Genomic DNA, 19912 nt, shown 5'->3' with positions numbered 1-19912 from the left:
ATGCCGGCACGGCGCGGTGAAGTGCGTTTCGGCCTTCCCCTCACCCCCGAATCAGGTGGACCGTCGCGTTATCCGACCGCGCCTTTTGCGCTGGCCGTCTCGCGCGCTTTCCGCCGCCAAGAGTTCAAAAATGCCCAACAAGATGCTGATCGACGCCACCCACCCGGAAGAGACCCGGGTGGTCGTGGTCCGCGGCAACCGCGTCGAAGAATTTGATTTCGAGACCGCCCAGCGCAAACAACTGCGCGGCAACATCTACCTCGCCAAAGTCACACGGGTCGAACCGTCGCTGCAGGCCGCCTTCATCGAATATGGCGGCAACCGGCACGGTTTCCTCGCCTTCAGCGAAATCCATCCGGACTACTACCAGATCCCGGTCGCCGACCGTCAGGCCCTGATCGAGGCCGACGAGCGTGCGCATCGCGAGGCCGAAGAAGAGAGCGAGCAGCGCTCGACGCGTCGCCGGTCGCGGCACCGCAGCCATCGCCGCCGCGGCAATGGCGAGCGGGTCACGAGCGAGATCGTCGAGGCTTCGGCTGACGTCGCGGCCGAGCCGCACGATCAATCCGCCGACCACGCAGACATCAACCACACGGACGATGGACACGAGCAAGCCGACCACGAACGGCTGATGCACGAGTTCCCGGCGCACGACGCCGGCGATGCGGCACAGGTGACGTCGGACGAATCCGAAGGCCATGACGGTCACCACGATGCCGACCGCCGGGAGCATCAGGGCGATTCGGGCGAGCACCACGACGAGCCGGCCGTTGCACCGAGTATCGTCGCGAGCGAACAGCCCGCCCTGCCCGACTTCGCAACCGGCGCGGCGCCGATCGCGCCGGAAGCCGAGGCGCACGATCCCGAGGACAATAGCGGCTACGCCGAAGACGCGCCGTTCCCGATCGCCGAAGCCGCCGAGCAGGAACACGGCGATGATGCCGGCGACGATCTGACCGACGCCGAGCACGACATGGATTCCGAGGAAGACTCGGATTCCGAAGCGGACGACGACGAAGACGACGAGTCCGAGGAAGACATCGTCGAATCCGTCGGCGGCGACGATGTGCTGGAAGAGGTTCCCGAGCGCGCCTTCCGGCCGCGCCGGCAGTACAAGATTCAGGAAGTCATCAAGCGCCGCCAGGTGATGCTGGTGCAGGTCGTCAAGGAAGAGCGCGGCAACAAGGGCGCGGCGCTGACGACGTATCTGTCGCTCGCCGGCCGCTACGCCGTGCTGATGCCGAACACCGCGCGCGGCGGCGGCATCAGCCGCAAGATCACCTCGGCGCAGGATCGCTCCCGCCTGAAGGAAGTGGTGCAGGATCTCGACGTGCCGGAGGGCATGGGCATCATTCTGCGCACCGCGGGCGCCTCGCGCACCAAGCCCGAGATCAAGCGCGACTTCGAATATCTGATCCGGATGTGGGAGACGGTCCGCGACGTCACGCTGAAATCGCAGGCGCCGACGCTGGTCTACGAGGAAGGCTCGCTGATCAAGCGCTCGCTGCGCGATCTCTACAACAAGGAGATCGACGAAATCCAGGTGGCCGGCGAGCCCGGCTATCAGGAAGCGCGCGATTTCATGCACATGCTGATGCCGAGCAACGTGCGCGCGGTGAAGCTGTATCGCGACGGCCAGCCACTGTTCTCGCGGATGGGGGTGGAGAGCCAGCTCGACGCGATGTTCTCGCCGACCGTGCAACTGCGGTCCGGCGGCTACATCGTCATCAACCAGACCGAGGCGCTGGTCTCGATCGACGTCAATTCCGGTCGATCGACCCGCGAACACCATATCGAGGACACCGCGCTCAAGACCAATCTCGAGGCTGCCGAGGAAGTCGCCCGGCAGTTGCGTCTGCGCGACCTCGCCGGTCTGATCGTCATCGACTTCATCGACATGGACGAGAAGCGCAACAACCGTGCGGTCGAGCGCAAGCTCAGCGATTGCCTGCGGCAGGATCGCGCCCGCATCCAGGTCGGCCGGATCTCGCATTTCGGCCTGCTCGAAATGTCGCGCCAGCGCATCCGCGCCAGTGTGCTGGAAAGCTCGACCGAGCCCTGCCCGCATTGCGGCGGCTCCGGCCACGTTCGGTCGGTCTCGTCGGTGGCGCTGCAATTGCTGCGCGGCCTCGAAGAAATCCTGATGAAGGGCGCGACCCACAATCTGATCGTGCGCACCCGCGCCGATGTCGCGCTCTATGTCCTCAACCAGAAGCGCGGTCACCTGCGCGACCTCGAAACCGGCTTCAAGGTGACCTTGTCGGTGATGGCCGACCCGACCGTCACCGGACAGCAGTCGTTCGTGATCGATCGCGGCGAGCAGGTCCACACGTTGGAATCCGCCAAGGCGCTGCTCGCAGCGCAGGTCGCGGCTTACCCGGTGCAGGCCGAAGAGCCGTATGAAGACGACGAGGGCTACGAGTTCGAGGCCGAGATCGAAACCGACGAGACTGTCGGCCTGACCGACGAGCAAGCCGGCGACAGCGCCGAGGGCGAAGGCGAAGGCGACGCCCGCAAGCGCAAGCGCCGCCGTCGTCGCCGGCCGCGCACCGGCGAGGCCCGTGAAGCGGGCGCGCCACGCGAGGATGGCGATGCTGTCCTGATTCCCGAGGCTGTGGAGACCGTTTCCGAGGACGACGGCGAAGACGGTGACGATAGCGCCGACAGCGCTGAAGGAGACGGCGAAGCCCGAGCCGATCAGGCGAACGGCGAACGTCGTCCGCGTCGCCGTGGCCGCCGCGGCGGTCGGCGCCGGCGTGGCGCTCCCGAGGGAGGTCTCGAAGACGGCGCCTCCGGCTCGATCGTCGACGATCTTGGAGAGTTGGAAACGTCGGAGGCCGCCGAGGCTGCAGCCGACATGGACGGCGGTGGATCGGACGGACGCTTGCTCGGCAAGCGGCACGAGCCTGACATCGAAGACGATGAGACCGCCGAGCCGGTCGCGGCTGCGTCGTCGCCCGCCATCAGCGAGCCGGAAGAACGCGCTGAGCCGGCGCATCTGGTGCAGAGCGAGTCGACTGACTCGGCTCCTGCCCAGGAGTCCACTCCGTCAGCTCAGGACGATGCCGCGGCCGAGCGGGCTGCCGCACGTCGTCGGTCCACGGTGCGCGAAAAAGTGAACTTCGGCTCGTCGGAGCCGAAGCCGGAGGTTTCGACGCCGCTGGCGATCGAGCCGGCCGCGCAACAGCCCGAACAGGCGCAGCACGTGCCGGAGCCGCAGGCCGCGGTCGAGCCGGCCTCCGAAGCCCCTCGTCGCGCCGGATGGTGGTCGCGCCGCTTCGGCGGCGGCAACTGACCAGCCGCAAGTAATCTGACAAAAAACCGCCCGGTCAAAAGCCGGGCGGTTTTCGTTTCAGGGACCGGTCGGCTGATCAGCCGGTGGTGATTGCGGTCTCGACGTCGGACGGGTCGATGGTCTTGTTGAGGTTGGCGTGCAGCCGGTCGTGATCGAGTTCGCCCTCCCACCACGACACGAACACCGTGGCGATGCCGTTGCCGGTGATGTTGGTGAGCGCCCGCACCTCGCTCATGAATTTGTCGATCGAGAACACGATCGCCATGCCCGGCACCAGGGCCGGATTCACCGCCGCAAGCGTCCCCGCCAACGTCACGAACCCCGCGCCGGTGACTCCGCTCGCGCCCTTCGACGTCAGCATCGCGACCAGCAGAATGGTGAGTTGTTCGGTGAACGACAGCTCGATGCCGAGCGCCTGCGCGATGAACAGCGTCGCCAGCGTCATGTAGATGTTGGTGCCGTCGAGGTTGAACGAGTAGCCGGTCGGCACCACCAGACCCACCACCGATTTCGAGCAGCCGAGCCGCTCGAGCTTTTCCATCAGCTGCGGCAGCGCGCTCTCGGACGACGAGGTGCCGAGCACGATCAGCAGCTCGTCCTTGATGTAGCCGAGGAACTTGAAGATGTTGAAGCCGACGAATTTGGCGATCAGCCCCAGCACGACGAACACGAACAGCGCCGCGGTCGTGTAGAACAGCGCGACCAGGCCGATCAGATTGCCGAGTGCGGCCGGGCCGTATTTGCCGATGGTGAAGGCCATCGCACCGAACGCCCCGATCGGCGCCGCCTTCATCACGATCGCGATCACGCCGAACACTGCATGCGCGGTGTCGTCGATCACGTCGCGCAGCCGATGCCCGCGCTCGCCGAGCGCCATCAGGGCGAAGCCGAACAGGATCGCGAACAACAACACCTGCAGGATGTCGCCCTTCGCGAACGCTCCGACGACACTCTCCGGAATGATATTCAGGAAGAAATCGACGGCGTGCATGTGGCTGGCCTGGTCCACATATTTCGCGACTGCCCCGGCGTCTGGCTTGGTGGCCAGCCCGTGCCCGACCGGCACCAGATTGCCGACGATGAGACCGAGGATCAGCGCGAATGACGAGACCACTTCGAAATACACCAGCGCCTTGATGCCGACCCGGCCGACCTTGCGGGCGTCCTGGATATGCGAGATGCCGGAGACGACGGTGCAGAAGATGATCGGCGCGATCACCATCTTGATCAGTTTGACGAAACCGTCACCCAGCGCCTTGATCCATGGATTGGTCGCCAGATGCGGCGACAGCCAACCGACCAGCACGCCGAGCGCGATCGCAATCAGCACCTGGATATAGAGCACCTTGTACCAGGGCTTCGCGCTGGCTTGATGCGACGTTACTGGAACGCCGACATCGGTCATCGTCGACATGGCATCACTCCACTGGTCTCGATGTGCCTGTCTTGATGACGTCGGGACGACCACAGGCAGACCGGTCGGCCAAATCGATTCGGAATTGAACGGAAGCGTGCCGGATCACCCTCGCCGGCCGTCGAACAGCCGCCGGATCACGGGCAGCATCGCCGCGCCGAGCGCGTTCTTGAGCAGCGCTCCGGCGAGGAACGGCACCACGCCGACCGACCACGCTTTCGCGGCGCCGAGATGCAGGCCGTAAGCGAGCCAACCGAAGCCGAGCATGAGGATCGCGAGGTGACCCAACGCCATTGCCACGAACAGCCTCGGCACCGAGCGATCCCAGCCGCGTTCGGCGAACCAGCCGACGACGAAGGCGGCGACGACGAATCCCGCCAGATACCCGGCTGTCGGCCCCGTCAACGGCGCAAGTCCGCCGATCGGCCCGGCGAACACCGGCAGGCCGAGCGCCCCCACCGCCAGATAGGCCAGCACCGTCGCGCCGCCCAACCGCGCCCCATAGGCAGCGCCGATCAGCAGGACAACCAGTGTCTGCAGCGTCATCGGCACCAGCGGCAACGCCAGGTTGAACTTCGCCGAGACCGTCAGGAGCACGCAGCCGACGCAGATCAGGGCGATCGCCCGGAGGATTTCGACGGAAACGCCCGCGCGCTGCGGCCACAGCATCGCGGCAAGCGCGATGTGCCGCCCGGAGGACGGTGGCGCGGACGAACCGATCTGCAACGGATTTCTCCAGGAAGGAATTATTCGCGGGTGCCTATAGCGACGAAATGCCGCTGAGATCAAGCCTCGAATCTGCATCCCTCCGTCACGTGGCCGGGATGTTCACCCCAGCCAGGCGGTGATGCGGCGCACCGCCTCGCGCATGTCGTCCGCCGAGCGGGCGTAGGAGAACCGGACGAAATTCTTGCCCCGGACCGGATCGAAATCGGTTCCGGGGGTCGCCGCCACATGGGCTTCGGCCAGCATCCGCTTGGTGAAGTCGAAGCTGTCCGCGGTGAATTTCGAGACGTCGGCATAGAGGTAGAACGCGCCGTCGGCCGGCAGGAAATCGGCCAGCCCGGCTTGCGGCAAACCTGTGATCAGGATCTTGCGGTTTTCCTCGTAGCCGCGCTTCACCGCTTCCATCTCGTCGCGGCCGTCGAACGCCGCCTCTGCCGCGATCTGCGACAGCGTCGGCACCGAGATCGCCAGATTCTGCTGCAGCCGCTCGACCGGCCGCACCAGCGGCTCGGGCAGCACCATCCAGCCGACACGCCAGCCGGTCATGCAGAAGTACTTCGAGAACGAATTGATCACGACGGCGTTCGGCGACAGCTCGGCCGCGGTCACCGCCGGGAACGCGTAGTCGAGGCCGTGATAGATCTCGTCGGAAATGAACCGGATGCCCTCGCTCTCGGCGACCGCGATCAATTCGGTCAACGCCGCACGCGTCATCATCGTGCCGGTCGGATTGGCGGGACTGCCGACCAGCACGCCCTTCAGCGGCGCCTTGCGGTGCGCGGCGAGCAGCGCCTCCCCGGTCAGCGCATGTCGCGTCTCGCTATGCGTCTCGATCGGCACCGGCACGCAGCCGAGCGCGGTGAGGATGTGGCGATACGGCGGATAGCCGGGCACGGTCACCGCGACCCGATCGCCGGGTTCGAACAGCGCCAGGAACGACAGGATGAAAGCGCCGGAGGACCCGGTGGTGACGACGATGCGATCGGGATCGACCTCGGTGGCATAGACCTCGCGATAGTGCCGCGCGATCCGCGCGCGCAGCGACGGAATGCCGAGCGCCGAGGTGTAGTCGATGCGGCCCTGTTCCAGCGCCTGATGCGCGGCGGCGAGCGCCGTGCGTGGTGCGGACGCCCATGGCTGGCCGACCTCCATGTGAATCACGTGACCGCCCGCGGCCTCGATCCGCTCCGCGGCCGCCATCACATCCATCACCATGAAGGGCGGTACATCGCTCCGCGCGGACGCCGTCAACAATTGACGCGCCGCCGCTGTCTTGGTCGCATCGCGCATTGAAATCTGCTATCTCCCGCGCGGTTCGGTTCGGCGAAACCCGGCGGACGTCGCGCTGCTGCCGTATTGCTGGGCTGATCAGGGGATATCCGTTATTCGAACCTCGGCCAATGCCCAAAGTGATGGTTGAAGCTCTGCTTGAAGAACTGCGCCGGAAGACCCGTTCGCAGGCGTCGCGGCTGGTGGCGATTGCGACCGCCGCGGCGCTGGCGCTCGCCCCGGTTCCCGGCCTTGCGCAAGCCCCGCAGCAGAAGGGGCCGCCGCTGCTGCGCGACACCGAGATCGAGAATCTGCTGCGCGACTATACGCGGCCGATCCTGCGCGTCGCGGGCCTCGAAAAGCAGAACATCCGGGTCGCCATCATCAACGATCCGAATTTCAACGCCTTCGTCGCCGACGGCCGCCGCATCTTCGTCAATTACGGCGCGCTGATGCAGTCGCAGACGCCGAACCAATTGATCGGCGTGCTGGCGCACGAGACCGGCCATCTCGCTGGCGGTCATCTGTCCAAGCTGCGCACCCAACTCGCGCAGGCGCAGACGCAGATGATCGTCGCGATGCTGCTCGGCGTCGGCGCGATGGTGGCGGGCTCCAAGGCCGGCCCGAACAGCGGCGCCGGCAATATCGGCGCGGCAGCGATCTCGGCGCCTCAAGAAATGATCCGGCGCAATCTGCTGTCGTATCAGCGCCAGCAGGAAGAGAACGCCGACAAGGCCGCGGTGAAATTTCTCGACGCCACCGGCCAGTCCGCGAAGGGCATGTACGAGACCTTCCGCCGCTTCACCGACGAGAGCCTGTTCGCCGCGCGCGGGGCCGATCCCTATGCGCAGTCGCATCCGATGCCGGCCGAACGCGTCCGCGCACTGGAAGAACTCGCGCGCTCCAGCGCCAATTGGGACAAGAAGGACGATCCCGGGCTGCAGCTCCGCCACGATATGATGCGGGCCAAGACCTCCGGCTTCATGGAGCGTCCCGACACCGTTAACCGGCGCTATCCGCCGTCGAACACCAGCCTCCCCGCACGCTACGCCCGCGCCATCTCGACTTATCTGCACGGCGATCCGCGCTCGGCGCTGGCCCAGATCGACGGCCTGATCCAGAGCGAGCCGAACAACCCCTATTTCTACGAGCTGCGCGGCCAGGCGTTGCTCGAAGGCGGCCGGCCGCAGGAAGCGATCGCGCCGCTGCGCAAGGCGTTGTCGCTCAGCCGCGGCGCGCCCCTGATCGAAATGCTGCTCGGCCAGGCGCTGGTCGCCTCCGGCAACAAGAGTACCACCGACGAGGCGATCCGGATTCTGCGCGCCGCCTTGTCGCGCGAGGCCGAAGCGCCGCTCGGCTATAGCCAGCTCGCGATGGCCTATGGCCGCAAGGGCGACTACGCCGAGGCCGATCTCGCCTCGGCCCAGGCGGCGTTCCTGCGCGGCGACAACAAGACCGCGCGCGAACTGGCGTCCCGCGCCAAAACCCGCTTCCCGGTCGGCTCGCCGGGCTGGGTCAAGGCGGACGATATCGTCGAAGCGAAACCAACATCCAAATAGCGTACTGCGTGTGATCGCCGATCACACGCGTATCGGCCGCAGACGGGGGCAGTCTGGCAAATACATCGCGGCGACAGAGTGTCTCGATGTTTGCCATGCCGCGCCCTCGCGCCTAGAGTCGCGCGGCTACCAGAAGAGGGAGAGACATCCATGATGAAATCGAGACCGCAAGACGGCGGCACCGCACGCAGGCTGATCACGCGCGCGTTGGCCGGCGTCATGCTGCTGACGATGTACGGCTTCGGCATGATCGCAACCACGGGCTTGGCGATGACGGCGAGCGTAACGCCGGCCTACGCACAGCGCGGCCGTGGACGCGGTGGTGGACGTGGACGCGGACGTGGCTGGGGCGGCGGCGGCAATGCCGGCGCGGCGATCGGACTCGGCATCGGCGCCGCCATCATCGGCGGCGCGATCGCTGCGAGCGCCGCGGAAGACGCCCGCCGCCGCGATGCGATCGGCTACTGCTCACAGCGCTACCGCTCGTTCAACCCGGCGACCATGACCTATATCGGCAACGACGGCCGGGCTCGCCCCTGCCCGTAGTCGAAATGCGTGGTTGATCTGCGTTGAAAGCACTGACCACGGTGCGCGATCATTCGCTATAATGAAGTGGTGATCGCGCACCGCCCCGCCCCGCCTCGACACGGCTCGAGCCGTTCCCGCTTTCACGGTGCCACAAAGCGTCACTACAGTCGGGCTGTCCCGCGCCGCGCGCGGGCTTGCTCATTTCCTAGGCACACAGGAGTTCAATCGATGTCTCTCCATATCGGCGACACCGCGCCCGATTTCACCGCCGACACCACCAAGGGTCGGATCTCGCTGCACGATTGGGCCGCCGATTCCTGGGTCTTCTTCTTCAGCCATCCCGCCGATTTTACCCCCGTCTGCACCACCGAAATGGGCAAGACGTCGAAGCTGTCGCAGCAATTCGCTGCGCGCAACGTCAAGCCGCTCGGGCTTTCGACCGACACGGTGTCGGAGCATCTGAAGTGGATCGACGACGTCAACGATACGCAACAGACCGATCTGCAGTTTCCGATCGTCGCGGATGCCGACCTCACGGTGGCGCGGCTCTACGACATGATCCATCCCAACCAGAGCGAAACCGCAGCGGTGCGTTCGGTGTTCATCATCGACCCGAACAAGAAGATCCGGCTGACCATGACCTACCCGATGAATGTCGGCCGGAATTTCGACGAGATCCTGCGGGTGATCGATGCGCTGCAACTTGCGGACAAGTATCGCGTCGCCACCCCTGCGGACTGGCGGGCCGGCGACAAGGTGATCATCCCGCTGTCGCTGCAGGGCGAAGACGCCGTGAAGGCGTTTCCCCAGGGCTGGGACGCGCCGCGTCCCTATCTGCGCCTGACCACCGTCAAGTAGCCCACGGCGTCACACAGTCAGACGGTGCCGGCGGTCGCGACGACGAACGCCGGCGCCGGCCCCGATCGCTACGGCCGCCGCCGCTTCGCGGCAGGCGGGTTTTGGTGCGCCCGACCGGAACGTGTTCACAAATTGCGCGTAATTGGGCGGGAAAAGCGCTATGAAGCGCACGAATCCGTGCGCCATACGTATCCGATTGTCCGTCTGAAGGGATTGCCCATGCTGTCGTTCCGCCGCTTTGCCGCCGCCCTGCTCGCGCTCGTTTTGATCGGCGCGCCAGTTGCCGCCGCGGCGCAGAAATTCTCCGACGAGCAGCGCAGCCAGATCGAACAGATCATCAAGGACTATCTGGTGTCGCACCCGGAGGTCCTGGAAGAGGCATCCGACGAACTGAGCAAGCGCCAGGCCAATGCCGCCGCCGAGAAGCATCAGGCCGCGATCAAGGACAACGCCCAGGCGATCTTCAATTCGCCCCGCGGCGTGACGCTCGGCAACAAGGACGGCGACGTCACCTTCGTCGAGTTCTTCGATTACAATTGCGGTTACTGCAAGCGCGCGATGACCGACATGCTCACGCTGATGAAGGAAGACCCGAAGCTCAAGATCGTGCTGAAGGAGTTTCCGGTGCTCGGCCCGCCCTCGGTCGAAGCGGCGCAGGTGGCGATCGCGGTGCGCATGCAGGCGCCCGACGGCAAGAAGTATCTCGACTTCCACCAGAAGCTGATGGGCGGCCGCGGCCAGGCCGACAAGGCGCGCGCGATGGCCGCCGCCAAGGACGCCGGCTTCGACATGGCCCGGCTCGAGAAGGACATGGCGAGCCCGGAAGTGCGCGCCACCATTGAAGAGAGCTTCAGGCTCGCGGAAGCGATGGGGATGAACGGCACGCCGAGCTACGTGATCGGCAAGCAGGTGGTGGTCGGCGCGGTCGGCCTCGACACGCTGCGCCAGAAGGTGGCGCTCGCCCGCTGCGGCAAGGAGCAGTGCTGAGCTCTGCGGACGTCACCCCTCATCGGGCTTCCCGGGGAGATCGGCAGCAAGGCCGCCGCCCCGTGGCGGCCTCGATGGCGCGATGGACCGCGCTCGTCGAGCCGCCGGCTACGGACGGCAGTCGGTTTCAGCGACGTGAACGCGGTCGGCGTGGAGCGACCATTCGTTCAGCCGCTCCATCTGACAGAATTTCTGTTTGGCGATCTCGGTGGCGTCGCGGCTGTTCGCCGCCTCGACCTCCAGGGAGCTCTGGCAAATCTCGGCCTGGCGGCCGTTCTCGCCGAGGATGTCCTTCATAAATCGCACGATGTAGCGGGCCATAGTGCCTCCCGTTGAACGTCTTCGCGATGCAAGCAGCATGCCTGAGATCAGGCGCGTCGAACCGCGGGCGTTTGCTCGGGCGGTCCGGCCTCGTGCGCGTCCGCGTCAGCGGAGGCACCCATCTTTGAAATCAAACCTACGCCTCCAGTTTCCGAATTGCCAAACCAAAACCGCGGCATTCCGCGCTCCAGAAATTCGGCAGCGACGCCGGACCGTTTTTTGAAGGAGCAAGGTCTCCACAGAACGGGCTTTCGCGACGCTGGTTCCACGCGGATGTCGCGGGTCTCGCTTGCGCCCTCGCAAGGCGCACCGCATCGCAAGGAACGCCGATTGCGTTTTCCTGTGCGCCGATCGCCCGCAGAGATTGTCCGGCTCATCATCCGCTGCAAACGGATCGCAAGCATTTGCTGAAACTTGCCTTGCCATGCTCGTCCAAAGCATCAGCCGATTCAGGCGTCGCTGGAACGTGTTCAGGCTTCCCCTCAGCCGTGAGGTTACCTATAACGCCGGACAATCAAGTGAATTTTGCCTGGACCCGGTGCTGCAGCGCCGGATTTCGGCCCGACGGCGCGCCCGCCGGAGAGCTTCGCTGACATTGCCGGAAATTCGGATGCCGCAAACGATTTACGTGCTCAATGGCCCGAACCTGAATCTGCTCGGGACCCGGGAGCCGGAGATTTACGGCCACGCAACGCTGGCCGACGTCGAAAGGCTGTGCATCGAGACCGCGGCCGGCTGCGGCCTTTCGGCCGTCTGCCGGCAGTCCAACCACGAGGGCGAACTGATCGACTGGATACATCAGGCGCGCTCCGAGCAGGCCGTCGGGATCGTGCTGAACGCCGGGGGCTATACCCACACGTCGGTGGCGCTGCATGACGCGCTGGTCGGGGTGCAGATCCCGGCCGTGGAAGTCCACGTTTCCAACGTTTTTGCGCGCGACAGCTTCCGCCACCATTCCTTCATCGCGAAGGCCGCCTTTGCCAGCCTGTGCGGCTTCGGCATCGACGGCTACCGGCTGGCCATCCTTGGTCTCGCCGCGAAAATCGGCGCCAACGCCTGACCCGAGGCCTGACCCGCCCCATTCACTCAAGACATCTGGATCGAAACATGGCCCGCCAGCCTGACACCAAGACCGCCGCGAAACCCAACGACGACAAGGCGACCGACGACAGCACGCTGATCCGCGAACTCGCACTGCTGCTCGACGAGACCAATCTCACCGAGATCGAGATCGAGCGCGCCGGGCTCCGCGTCCGCGTCGCCCGCAACGTCAGCATCGCGGCCTCGGTGCCGATGGGCTATGCCCCGGCGCCCGCCGCAGGAGGCGCGATCACCGCAATCGAGACCGCGGTGATCGACATCGCCAAGCATCCCGGCGTGGTGCCCTCGCCGATGGTCGGCACGGTGTATTGGGCGCCGGAGCCCGGCGCCAAGCCGTTCATCGAGGTCGGCTCCCGGGTGTCCGCCGGCGAGACGCTGTTCATCATCGAGGCGATGAAGACGATGAACCAGATCCCGTCGCCACGGGCCGGCACCGTCACCCAGATCCTCGTCGAAGACGGCCAGCCGGTCGAGTTCGGCGAGCCGCTGGTGGTGGTTGAGTAAGAGCGACCAGGGAGTTTCCGACTAGCGAATTGAACGGCGCCCCGGTCGTCTTCCCATTCGCTACTCGCACCTCGCCTTCGCCCCTTTGGCCCTTACAGCTCGGTAGTCCGATGTTCGACAAGATCCTCATAGCCAATCGCGGCGAGATCGCCTTGCGGGTTCTGCGCGCATGCAAGGAACTCGGCATCGCCACCGTCGCGGTGCATTCGACCGCTGACGCCGACGCGATGCACGTCCGCCTCGCCGATGAAAGCGTCTGCATCGGCCCGCCGCCGTCGAAGGACAGCTATCTCAACATACCCTCGCTGCTCGCGGCCTGCGAAATCACCGGCGCCGACGCGGTGCATCCCGGATACGGCTTCCTGTCCGAGAATGCGCGCTTCGCCGAGATTCTCGCCGACCACAATCTGCAATTCATCGGCCCGAAGGCCGAGCACATCCGCCTGATGGGCGACAAGATCGAGGCCAAGAAAACCGCCAAGCGGCTCGGCATCCCCGTGGTCCCGGGCTCGGACGGCGCGGTCGGCCCGGACGACGACGCGATGACGATCGCCAAGGAGATCGGCTTCCCGGTGCTGGTCAAGGCCGCCGCCGGCGGCGGCGGCCGCGGCATGAAGGTCGCGCACACCGCCGAAGATCTGTCGATGGCGATCTCCACCGCCGGCAACGAGGCCAAGGCCGCCTTCGGCGACGCCTCGGTCTATCTGGAGAAGTATCTGCAGAAGCCGCGCCACATCGAAATCCAGATCCTGGGTGACGGCCGCGGCGGCGCGATCCATCTCGGCGAGCGCGACTGCTCGCTGCAGCGCCGGCACCAGAAGGTGTGGGAGGAAAGCCCCTCCCCGGTGATCAGCGCGGAAGCGCGCGCCCGGATCGGCGGCATCTGCGCCAAGGCGATGCAGGACATGAACTATGTCGGCGTCGGCACGATCGAATTCCTCTACGAGGACGGCGAGTTCTACTTCATCGAAATGAACACCCGGATCCAGGTCGAGCATCCGGTCACCGAGATGATCACCGGCATCGACCTCGTACTGGAGCAGATCCGGATCGCCGCCGGCGGCGACCTGCCGGTGGCGCAGGACGAGATCGTGCTCAACGGCCACGCCATCGAGTGCCGGATCAACGCCGAGAATCCGGTCAATTTCCGCCCGTCGCCCGGCAAGATCGCGCGCTACCACCCGCCCGGCGGGCTCGGCGTCCGGATCGATTCCGCTGTGTTCCAGGGCTACACCATCCCGCCATATTACGACTCGCTGGTCGGCAAGCTGATCGTGCACGGCAAAACCCGCGGCGAATGCCTGATGCGGCTGCGGCGCGCGCTGGACGAGATGGTGGTCGACGGCATCGAAACCACGCTGCCGCTGTTCCGGGCGCTGGTGCGCGAGCCCGGGATCATCGACGGGGATTATCACATCCACTGGCTGGAGCAGTATCTCGCGGGCGGCGCGCTCGAGGGCCGCTAGAAATTTCCCGAACCGGGGAACCGTTCTCCGAGTTCGGCGTTGGGCTGGTTGCAGATTGGGCCGCCTCGCGGGGAATGTTCTTGTTTTGTATTAGAATGACGGAGACCGCGCGGTGACGCCGGAATCCACGCGGCGACGCGCTTTCATCCAGATTTCCCTGCTGTCGCTCTCCTTCGCCGTCCTGGTTCTCATCAGCTTGGCGTCGGTGTTTCTGCTGCAGAAGGCCCGCAAGGACGGCGCCTCGGTGGCGCACACCCTGGAGGTCGAGAACCAGATTTCGCTCGCCCAGTTGCAGATGCGCCGTGCCGAAAGTTCGGAGCGCGGTTTTCTGCTGACGGGGCGGCCCGAATTCGTCGAGGAGTTCGAGAATTCGTCGGGTCGGGTCGTGCCTATGCTGCGGCGCCTGCAGCTACTGGTGGCCGACAATCCGGTTCAGCGCCCCCTGATCGAGCGGAGCATCGCACTCGCGCAGGCCAGGATCGACAAGTTCAAGCAACTGATCTCGCTCGCCCAGCTCGACCGCGCCGAAGAGGCCCGGAGATTGGTGCAGGACGACAGCGGCCGCGAGGCCATGAACCAGTTCGCCAGCTTCATGGCCGCGATGCGGGCCGAGGAGAACAGGCTGTTCGTGATGCGGACCGCGGCGGCCGATCGCAGCCAGTCGCTGACGTCGATCGTCACGACCGCCGGCTCCGGCCTGGTGCTGGTGCTCGCCGGGCTCTCGATCTTCCTGGTGCGGCGATCCGCGCGCGCCCGCGACGAAGCCGAAGCTCTGCTGCGCGAGAACAATCTGAACCTCGAAAGCACGGTTTCCGAGCGCACCACCGACCTGCGCGAGGCCAACGAGGAGATCCAGCGCTTCGCCTATATCGTGAGCCACGATCTGCGCTCGCCACTGGTCAACATCATGGGCTTCACCAGCGAACTCGAAGAGCTGCGCAGTGACATCTTCCGCCGCATCGCCACACTGAGCCGGGAAGTCGCCGACAAACAGATGCCGGAAAAGGCCGACAGCGACGGTGAGCCGGAACTGGAGCCGGCCGACCAGCAGCTCTCGGAGGATTTCACCGAGGCGCTCGCCTTCATCAAGTCGTCGATCGGCAAGATGGACCGGCTGATCAGCGCGATCCTCAACCTCACGCGCGAAGGCCGCCGCCAGTTCCAGCCCGTTCCGATCGACACCAGGGAGTTGATCGAGAACATCGTCTCGACGATGGCTCATCAAGCCGCCGAGGCGAACGCCGAAATCCGCATCGAGCCGTTGCCGGAGATCGTCAGCGACCGGCTCGCGCTCGAGCAGATTTTCTCCAACCTTATCGACAATGCGCTGAAATATCTCAAGAACGGGGTTCCCGGCGACATCCGTGTGCGCGGCCGCCAGAAACTCGGCTTCGCGATCTTCGAAATCGTCGACAACGGGCGGGGGATCGATCCCAAGGACCATCAGAGAATCTTTGATCTTTTCCGCCGTGCCGGTACACAGGACAGGCCCGGCCAAGGGATCGGGCTCGCCCACGTTCGCGCGCTCGTTCGCCGGCTGGGCGGAACCATGTCGGTGTCCTCGACGCTCGGCGAGGGCTCCACCTTCATTATCACGTTGCCGATGAAATGGACTGCGGCGACCAATCGGGAATCCCGCTCATGAGCAATCCAGTCACCATCATCATGATCGAGGACGACGAGGGCCACGCGCGCCTGATCGAGCGCAATATCCGCCGCTCCGGCGTCAACAACGAGATCATTCCGTTCACCTCCGGTACAGCGGCACTGAACTACCTGTTCGGTCCCGACGGGTCCGGCGTCGAACACCAGAATCGAGCCCTGCTGGTTCTGCTCGATCTCAATCTGCCCGACACCAGCGGCATCGACATTCTGCGGCGCGTCAAGGAAAACGATCATCTCAAATGCACGCCGGTCGTGGTGCTGACGACCACCGACGACGCGCAGGAAATCAAGCGTTGCTACGAACTCGGCTGCAACGTCTACATCACCAAGCCGGTGAACTACGAGAGCTTCGCCAACGCGATACGTCAGCTCGGCCTGTTCTTTTCCGTGATCCAGGTTCCTCAAACCGAGGCTCCATGACTCCTTCTTCGCCGACCCTGCTGTATATCGACGACGACGAGGCGCTCGGGCGCCTGGTCAGCCGTGGCCTGAAGCGGCAGGGCTTCTGCGTCGAGCACGTCCTGAGCGGCGAAGCCGGGCTGGCGCGGTTGCGTCAAGGCGGCATCGACGTGGTGGCGCTGGATCAATACATGCCCGGCCTCGACGGGCTGGAAACGCTCGAGCAGATCCAGAACATTCCGGATGCGCCGCCGGTCGTGTTCGTCACTGCATCACAGGATTCCAGCATCGCGGTGACCGCGCTGAAAGCCGGCGCCGCGGACTATCTGGTGAAGGACACCCAGGGCGACTTCGTCCCCCTGCTCCAGGTCGCCGCCGACCAGGCGCTGCGCCAGGCCGTCATCCGCAAGGCGCGCGACGACGCCGAAGCCGAAGTCCGCGCCTCGCGCGACCGCTACGCTGCGCTGGCCGCGGAGCGCGAGATGCTGCTGCGCGAGGTCAACCACCGCGTCGGCAATTCGCTGCAGATCATCGCGTCGCTGCTGCATCTGCAGGCCTCCTCCAGCAAGGAGAGCGAGGTCAAGGCGGCGCTGACCAACGCGATGGGGCGCGTCGCCGCGGTGGCGCAGGTGCACCGTCGGCTGTACACCTCGCACGATCTCAAAAGCGTGATGCTGAACCAGTATCTCGAAGCGCTGCTCGAGGATTTGCGTCGCTCGGCTGAAGGCAACCGGATGTCGCGTCTGACGCTGGAGGCGGAGGCGGTCGAGATCGATCCCGACCGCGCGGTCGCGATCGGCATCGTCGTCAACGAACTGGTGATGAACGCGGTGAAGTACGCCTATCCGGAAGGAAAGGGCCCGATCCACGTCATTCTGAAGGCCCAGGGCGACGATCTCGAACTCGCGATCTCCGATGACGGCGTCGGCCTTGCGGTCAAGGCCAATCCGCACTCGACCGGCATGGGCCAGCGCATCGTCAATGCCATGGCGACCAAGCTCGACGCCAGCGTCGAGCGCGACCCGGCACATTCCGGCACCCGGATGGTGCTACGTTTCCGCCGCACCAAGAGCCCGGCGGCGGCACCGGCACCGGCCCCAGCGACTGCCTGACGCGTCGATACGTAATCCCAGCCTTGTGCCGACCAGCCGCGCCTTGCTACGGAAAGCCACGCGAAAGGCTGCCATGCCTCGTAGCAAGCTCCAGATCAGACACCGGCGACATCTCGCGAGTAACCCACATGCTTCCCTGGACCAGATTGGCCACCGCACCGATCCCAGGCGGCGACGAACTCCGGCTGATGCAACGTGGCGCTGAGTTCTCGATCCGGCTGGGCGCCAACGAGCTGATGAACAGCCGGCTCGGCGGCTCCGAGGAAGCGCTGGCGACCCTTGCCTGCAAGAAGCTGGACGGCCGACGCCAGCCGCGGGTTCTGATTGGCGGTCTCGGCATGGGCTTCACGTTGCGTGCTGCGCTGGCGGTGTTCGGAAACGACGCCGCCATCGAGGTCGCCGAGCTCGTGCCTGAGGTGATCGACTGGGGCCGCGGCCCAATGGCAGAGCTGTTCGGCGATTGCCTGGACGACCCGCGCGTCAGCATCGTCGCGCGCGATGTCGGCGAACTGATCCACGCGGCCGCAAACGGTTACGACGCGATTCTGCTCGACGTCGACAACGGCCCCCAAGGGCTCTCCCGGAAATCGAACGACCGCCTGTACGATGCCGCCGGCCTAGCCGCCGCCCACGCCGCCTTGCGCGATGGCGGCGTCTTGGCGCTGTGGTCGTCGGGGCCGGACGACGACTTCACCCGACGGCTGCGGCGGACGAACTTCGCCGTTAACGAAGTGCCGGTGCGAGCGGTCGGCAAGCGCAACGGGTCTCGGCACTGGATCTGGCTCGCCGTGCGGAGCTGACCGACAGGTCGATCGCCACGTTGCGGGTCGACGCCTGGGTCCCGTTCCGATCCGCTGAACCTGCAGCCGCGCGAGGTCGCCCGATCGCATGAGCCCTGCTATGCTGTGCACATGGCCTCCCGCGACTCCGCCGCCTCCGAGATCACCCCCGAAGTGCTGCTGCGCGCTTACGCCTGCGGCATCTTTCCGATGGCCGAGAGCGTCGACGACCCGACGCTGTTCTGGGTCGAGCCGGAACTGCGCGGCATCATCCCGCTCGGCGGCTTTCGCGTCGCCTCACGCCTCGCGCGCACGGTGCGGTCGGACGCCTTCACCGTCACGGTCAATCGCGACTTCAAGGGCGTGATCGACGGCTGCGCCGCCCCGCAGCCCGGCCGCGACGACACCTGGATCAACCGCCGGATCCGCGAGCTGTATATCGGCCTGCACGGCATCGGCCATTGTCACAGTGTCGAGGTGTGGCAGGATGGCAATCTCGCCGGCGGGCTGTACGGCGTCAGCCTCGGACGCGCCTTCTTCGGCGAGAGCATGTTTCACCGCACCCGCGACGCCTCGAAGGTGGCGCTGGTGCATCTCGTTGCGCGGCTGCTTGCCGGCGGCTACGAGTTGCTCGATACTCAGTTCGTGACGGATCATCTGCGCAGCTTCGGCGCGATCGAAGTCCCCCGGCAGCGCTATCGCTCGCTGCTCGACGACGCACTGCAAGGCATCGCCGCATTCGATGCGCTGCCTCTCGATCAGCCTGTGACGGGGGCCAAAGCGCTCGAGATCATTGCGGCCCACTGAAGCCCGGTGACCGCCGATCAACGCTGCGGCAGGCGCGACTACTGCCGGAATGCCGGAAACGGCGGCGGCGGGGCCTGCTGGGTTTGACGCGGCGGCTGCCTGCGACGCTGTTGCGGCGGCGCGGCTGCGGGCTTCGGCGCATCCGGCTGGGCATTGACCACGGTCGTCTCGGGGTTCTTACAATCGGTCAGCCAGATATCGTAGATCGGATGCTCGACTGCGTGCAGACCGGGACTGGCCGCGAACATCCAGCCGGAGAAGATCCGCTTCACCTCGCCCTGCAACGTGATCTCGTCGACCTCGACGAAGGCGTCGGTGTTGGCGGCCTCGGTCGAGGGCCGCGTGTAGCAGGCGTCAGTCTTCACCCGCAGCGCGCCGAACTGCACGGTCTCGCCGATGTCGGCGTCGAAGCTGATGGTGCGGCCGGTGATCTTGTCGAGCCCGGTGAAACTGGCTTTCTTGTTGACGATCTTCTGCGCCGGCGGCTCGGTGACGATTTCGTCGCCGGGCTGCAGCGTCGCCGGCGTCGGGGGCGCGCCGCGCGGCTGGCGCTGGCCGGGCGGCAGGCCCGGCAGCGGATTGGCGCCCGGCGGCGCGGTGGCGATGCCGTTGTCGGGCTGTCCCGGCGGAACATTGGCGGTCGCCGGCGGCGACTGCGGAATGATCGTGGTGCCGGGCGGCGGCGGCAGCGGCTGCGACTGCACCGGACCGGGCAGCGCCGAACCTTGCGGCGGCCGGGTCGGCGCCGGCAGCACGCGGCCCTGCGGCGGCAGGTCCGGAACCTCTTCCTCGTCGTCCATCTGCGGAGCGCCACGCGGGATCGCACCGGGCGGACGCGGCGCCGGGTCGGAGAAGATATTGCCGATCTGCGCCTGCGCCGGCGGCGCGAGCGTGATCAACGGGGCGGCGATCAGCGCCGCAAGACCGACAAAACAGAGGCTTCGGGACATTCCGCGCGGCTTCAATGACGAATCAGGCTTGCGACATTCTACAGCTTCGGCCGCTTGCATCGGTCCCGGTTAACACGCCGAATACGGCGGGGGAAGGGCGACTGCCGGCGGCCTGTCGGCTGGCCATCCGCCGCCGCACCTGAAATAATCGGCACAGGCGCAAGCGCGGGAT

General features: G+C 65.9%; 18 protein-coding genes. 13 read left to right on the top strand and 5 right to left on the bottom strand.

Annotated elements, in window-relative coordinates; translation table 11 throughout:
- Nucleotides 1–130 precede the first annotated feature (130 nt).
- Nucleotides 131–3295, top strand: a complete 3165-nt coding sequence (locus SR870_RS04650) for an Rne/Rng family ribonuclease (protein WP_322516875.1) — start codon at nucleotides 131–133, stop codon at nucleotides 3293–3295.
- 76 nt (nucleotides 3296–3371) lie between these two features.
- Here SR870_RS04650 and SR870_RS04645 read toward each other — a convergent pair whose 3' ends face one another.
- The 3 genes from SR870_RS04645 to SR870_RS04635 all read right to left on the bottom strand — a co-directional run bounded on the left by SR870_RS04645 (nucleotide 3372) and on the right by SR870_RS04635 (nucleotide 6725).
- Nucleotides 3372–4709: a dicarboxylate/amino acid:cation symporter gene (locus SR870_RS04645; RefSeq protein WP_322516874.1), complete on the bottom strand. Its 1338-nt coding sequence runs from the start codon at nucleotides 4707–4709 to the stop codon at nucleotides 3372–3374.
- 105 nt (nucleotides 4710–4814) lie between these two features.
- Nucleotides 4815–5378, bottom strand: coding sequence for a biotin transporter BioY (locus tag SR870_RS04640; protein WP_322518191.1), 564 nt, complete (start codon nucleotides 5376–5378; stop codon nucleotides 4815–4817).
- 159 nt (nucleotides 5379–5537) lie between these two features.
- Nucleotides 5538–6725 carry a pyridoxal phosphate-dependent aminotransferase gene (locus SR870_RS04635; protein WP_322516873.1) on the bottom strand — a complete coding sequence of 396 codons (1188 nt, stop codon included), beginning with the start codon at nucleotides 6723–6725 and terminating at the stop codon, nucleotides 5538–5540.
- A 122-nt stretch (nucleotides 6726–6847) separates the two neighbouring features.
- On the opposite strand from SR870_RS04635, the gene SR870_RS04630 reads away from it, so the two are divergent.
- The 4 genes from SR870_RS04630 to SR870_RS04615 all read left to right on the top strand — a co-directional run bounded on the left by SR870_RS04630 (nucleotide 6848) and on the right by SR870_RS04615 (nucleotide 10636).
- The gene (locus tag SR870_RS04630) at nucleotides 6848–8263 is read left to right on the top strand and encodes a M48 family metalloprotease (protein ID WP_322516872.1); all 1416 of its coding nucleotides are present in this window, start codon (nucleotides 6848–6850) and stop codon (nucleotides 8261–8263) included.
- Between the two features lie 150 nt (nucleotides 8264–8413).
- Complete coding sequence (locus SR870_RS04625) at nucleotides 8414–8809, top strand: BA14K family protein (RefSeq protein WP_322516871.1); 396 nt, start codon at nucleotides 8414–8416, stop codon at nucleotides 8807–8809.
- A gap of 210 nt (nucleotides 8810–9019) precedes the next feature.
- Nucleotides 9020–9649 (top strand): peroxiredoxin, encoded by a 630-nt coding sequence (locus SR870_RS04620; RefSeq protein WP_322516870.1) that lies wholly within the window; start codon nucleotides 9020–9022, stop codon nucleotides 9647–9649.
- Between the two features lie 219 nt (nucleotides 9650–9868).
- Nucleotides 9869–10636 (top strand): DsbA family protein, encoded by a 768-nt coding sequence (locus tag SR870_RS04615; RefSeq protein ID WP_322516869.1) that lies wholly within the window; start codon nucleotides 9869–9871, stop codon nucleotides 10634–10636.
- Nucleotides 10637–10744: 108 nt separating this feature from the next.
- On the opposite strand, the gene SR870_RS04610 is transcribed toward SR870_RS04615, so the two are convergent.
- Nucleotides 10745–10957, bottom strand: a complete 213-nt coding sequence (locus tag SR870_RS04610; RefSeq protein WP_322516868.1) for a hypothetical protein — start codon at nucleotides 10955–10957, stop codon at nucleotides 10745–10747.
- A gap of 610 nt (nucleotides 10958–11567) precedes the next feature.
- Here SR870_RS04610 and aroQ point away from each other — a divergent pair.
- From aroQ to aat, 8 genes are all read left to right on the top strand, one after another.
- Nucleotides 11568–12017 carry a type II 3-dehydroquinate dehydratase gene (gene aroQ / locus SR870_RS04605; RefSeq protein ID WP_322516867.1) on the top strand — a complete coding sequence of 150 codons (450 nt, stop codon included), beginning with the start codon at nucleotides 11568–11570 and terminating at the stop codon, nucleotides 12015–12017.
- 47 nt (nucleotides 12018–12064) lie between these two features.
- Entirely contained in the window at nucleotides 12065–12562 is a 498-nt protein-coding gene (accB, locus tag SR870_RS04600) for an acetyl-CoA carboxylase biotin carboxyl carrier protein (protein WP_322516866.1), read from the top strand.
- Nucleotides 12563–12672: 110 nt separating this feature from the next.
- Entirely contained in the window at nucleotides 12673–14028 is a 1356-nt protein-coding gene (gene accC / locus SR870_RS04595) for an acetyl-CoA carboxylase biotin carboxylase subunit (protein WP_322516865.1), read from the top strand.
- A gap of 112 nt (nucleotides 14029–14140) precedes the next feature.
- Nucleotides 14141–15673 carry a sensor histidine kinase gene (locus SR870_RS04590; protein WP_322516864.1) on the top strand — a complete coding sequence of 511 codons (1533 nt, stop codon included), beginning with the start codon at nucleotides 14141–14143 and terminating at the stop codon, nucleotides 15671–15673.
- Nucleotides 15670–16113 carry a response regulator gene (locus tag SR870_RS04585; RefSeq protein ID WP_322516863.1) on the top strand — a complete coding sequence of 148 codons (444 nt, stop codon included), beginning with the start codon at nucleotides 15670–15672 and terminating at the stop codon, nucleotides 16111–16113. The genes SR870_RS04590 and SR870_RS04585 overlap by 4 nt, the downstream gene beginning before the upstream one ends.
- Entirely contained in the window at nucleotides 16110–17204 is a 1095-nt protein-coding gene (locus tag SR870_RS04580) for a histidine kinase dimerization/phosphoacceptor domain -containing protein (RefSeq protein ID WP_322516862.1), read from the top strand. Before SR870_RS04585 ends, SR870_RS04580 begins: the two co-directional genes overlap by 4 nt.
- A 128-nt stretch (nucleotides 17205–17332) precedes the next feature.
- Entirely contained in the window at nucleotides 17333–18004 is a 672-nt protein-coding gene (locus tag SR870_RS04575) for a spermidine synthase (protein ID WP_322516861.1), read from the top strand.
- Nucleotides 18005–18115: 111 nt separating this feature from the next.
- Nucleotides 18116–18790 (top strand): leucyl/phenylalanyl-tRNA--protein transferase, encoded by a 675-nt coding sequence (aat, locus tag SR870_RS04570; RefSeq protein WP_322516860.1) that lies wholly within the window; start codon nucleotides 18116–18118, stop codon nucleotides 18788–18790.
- A gap of 38 nt (nucleotides 18791–18828) precedes the next feature.
- Here aat and SR870_RS04565 read toward each other — a convergent pair whose 3' ends face one another.
- The gene (locus SR870_RS04565) at nucleotides 18829–19740 is read right to left on the bottom strand and encodes a DUF2155 domain-containing protein (protein ID WP_322516859.1); all 912 of its coding nucleotides are present in this window, start codon (nucleotides 19738–19740) and stop codon (nucleotides 18829–18831) included.
- Between the last annotated feature and the right edge of the window lie 172 nt (nucleotides 19741–19912).

The sequence above is a fragment of the Rhodopseudomonas palustris genome (genome assembly GCF_034479375.1).
In the GTDB taxonomy this organism is placed as follows: domain Bacteria; phylum Pseudomonadota; class Alphaproteobacteria; order Rhizobiales; family Xanthobacteraceae; genus Rhodopseudomonas; species Rhodopseudomonas palustris_M.
Note: the sequence above shows the minus strand (reverse complement) of the source record. Positions and strands in the feature narration are given on the sequence as shown.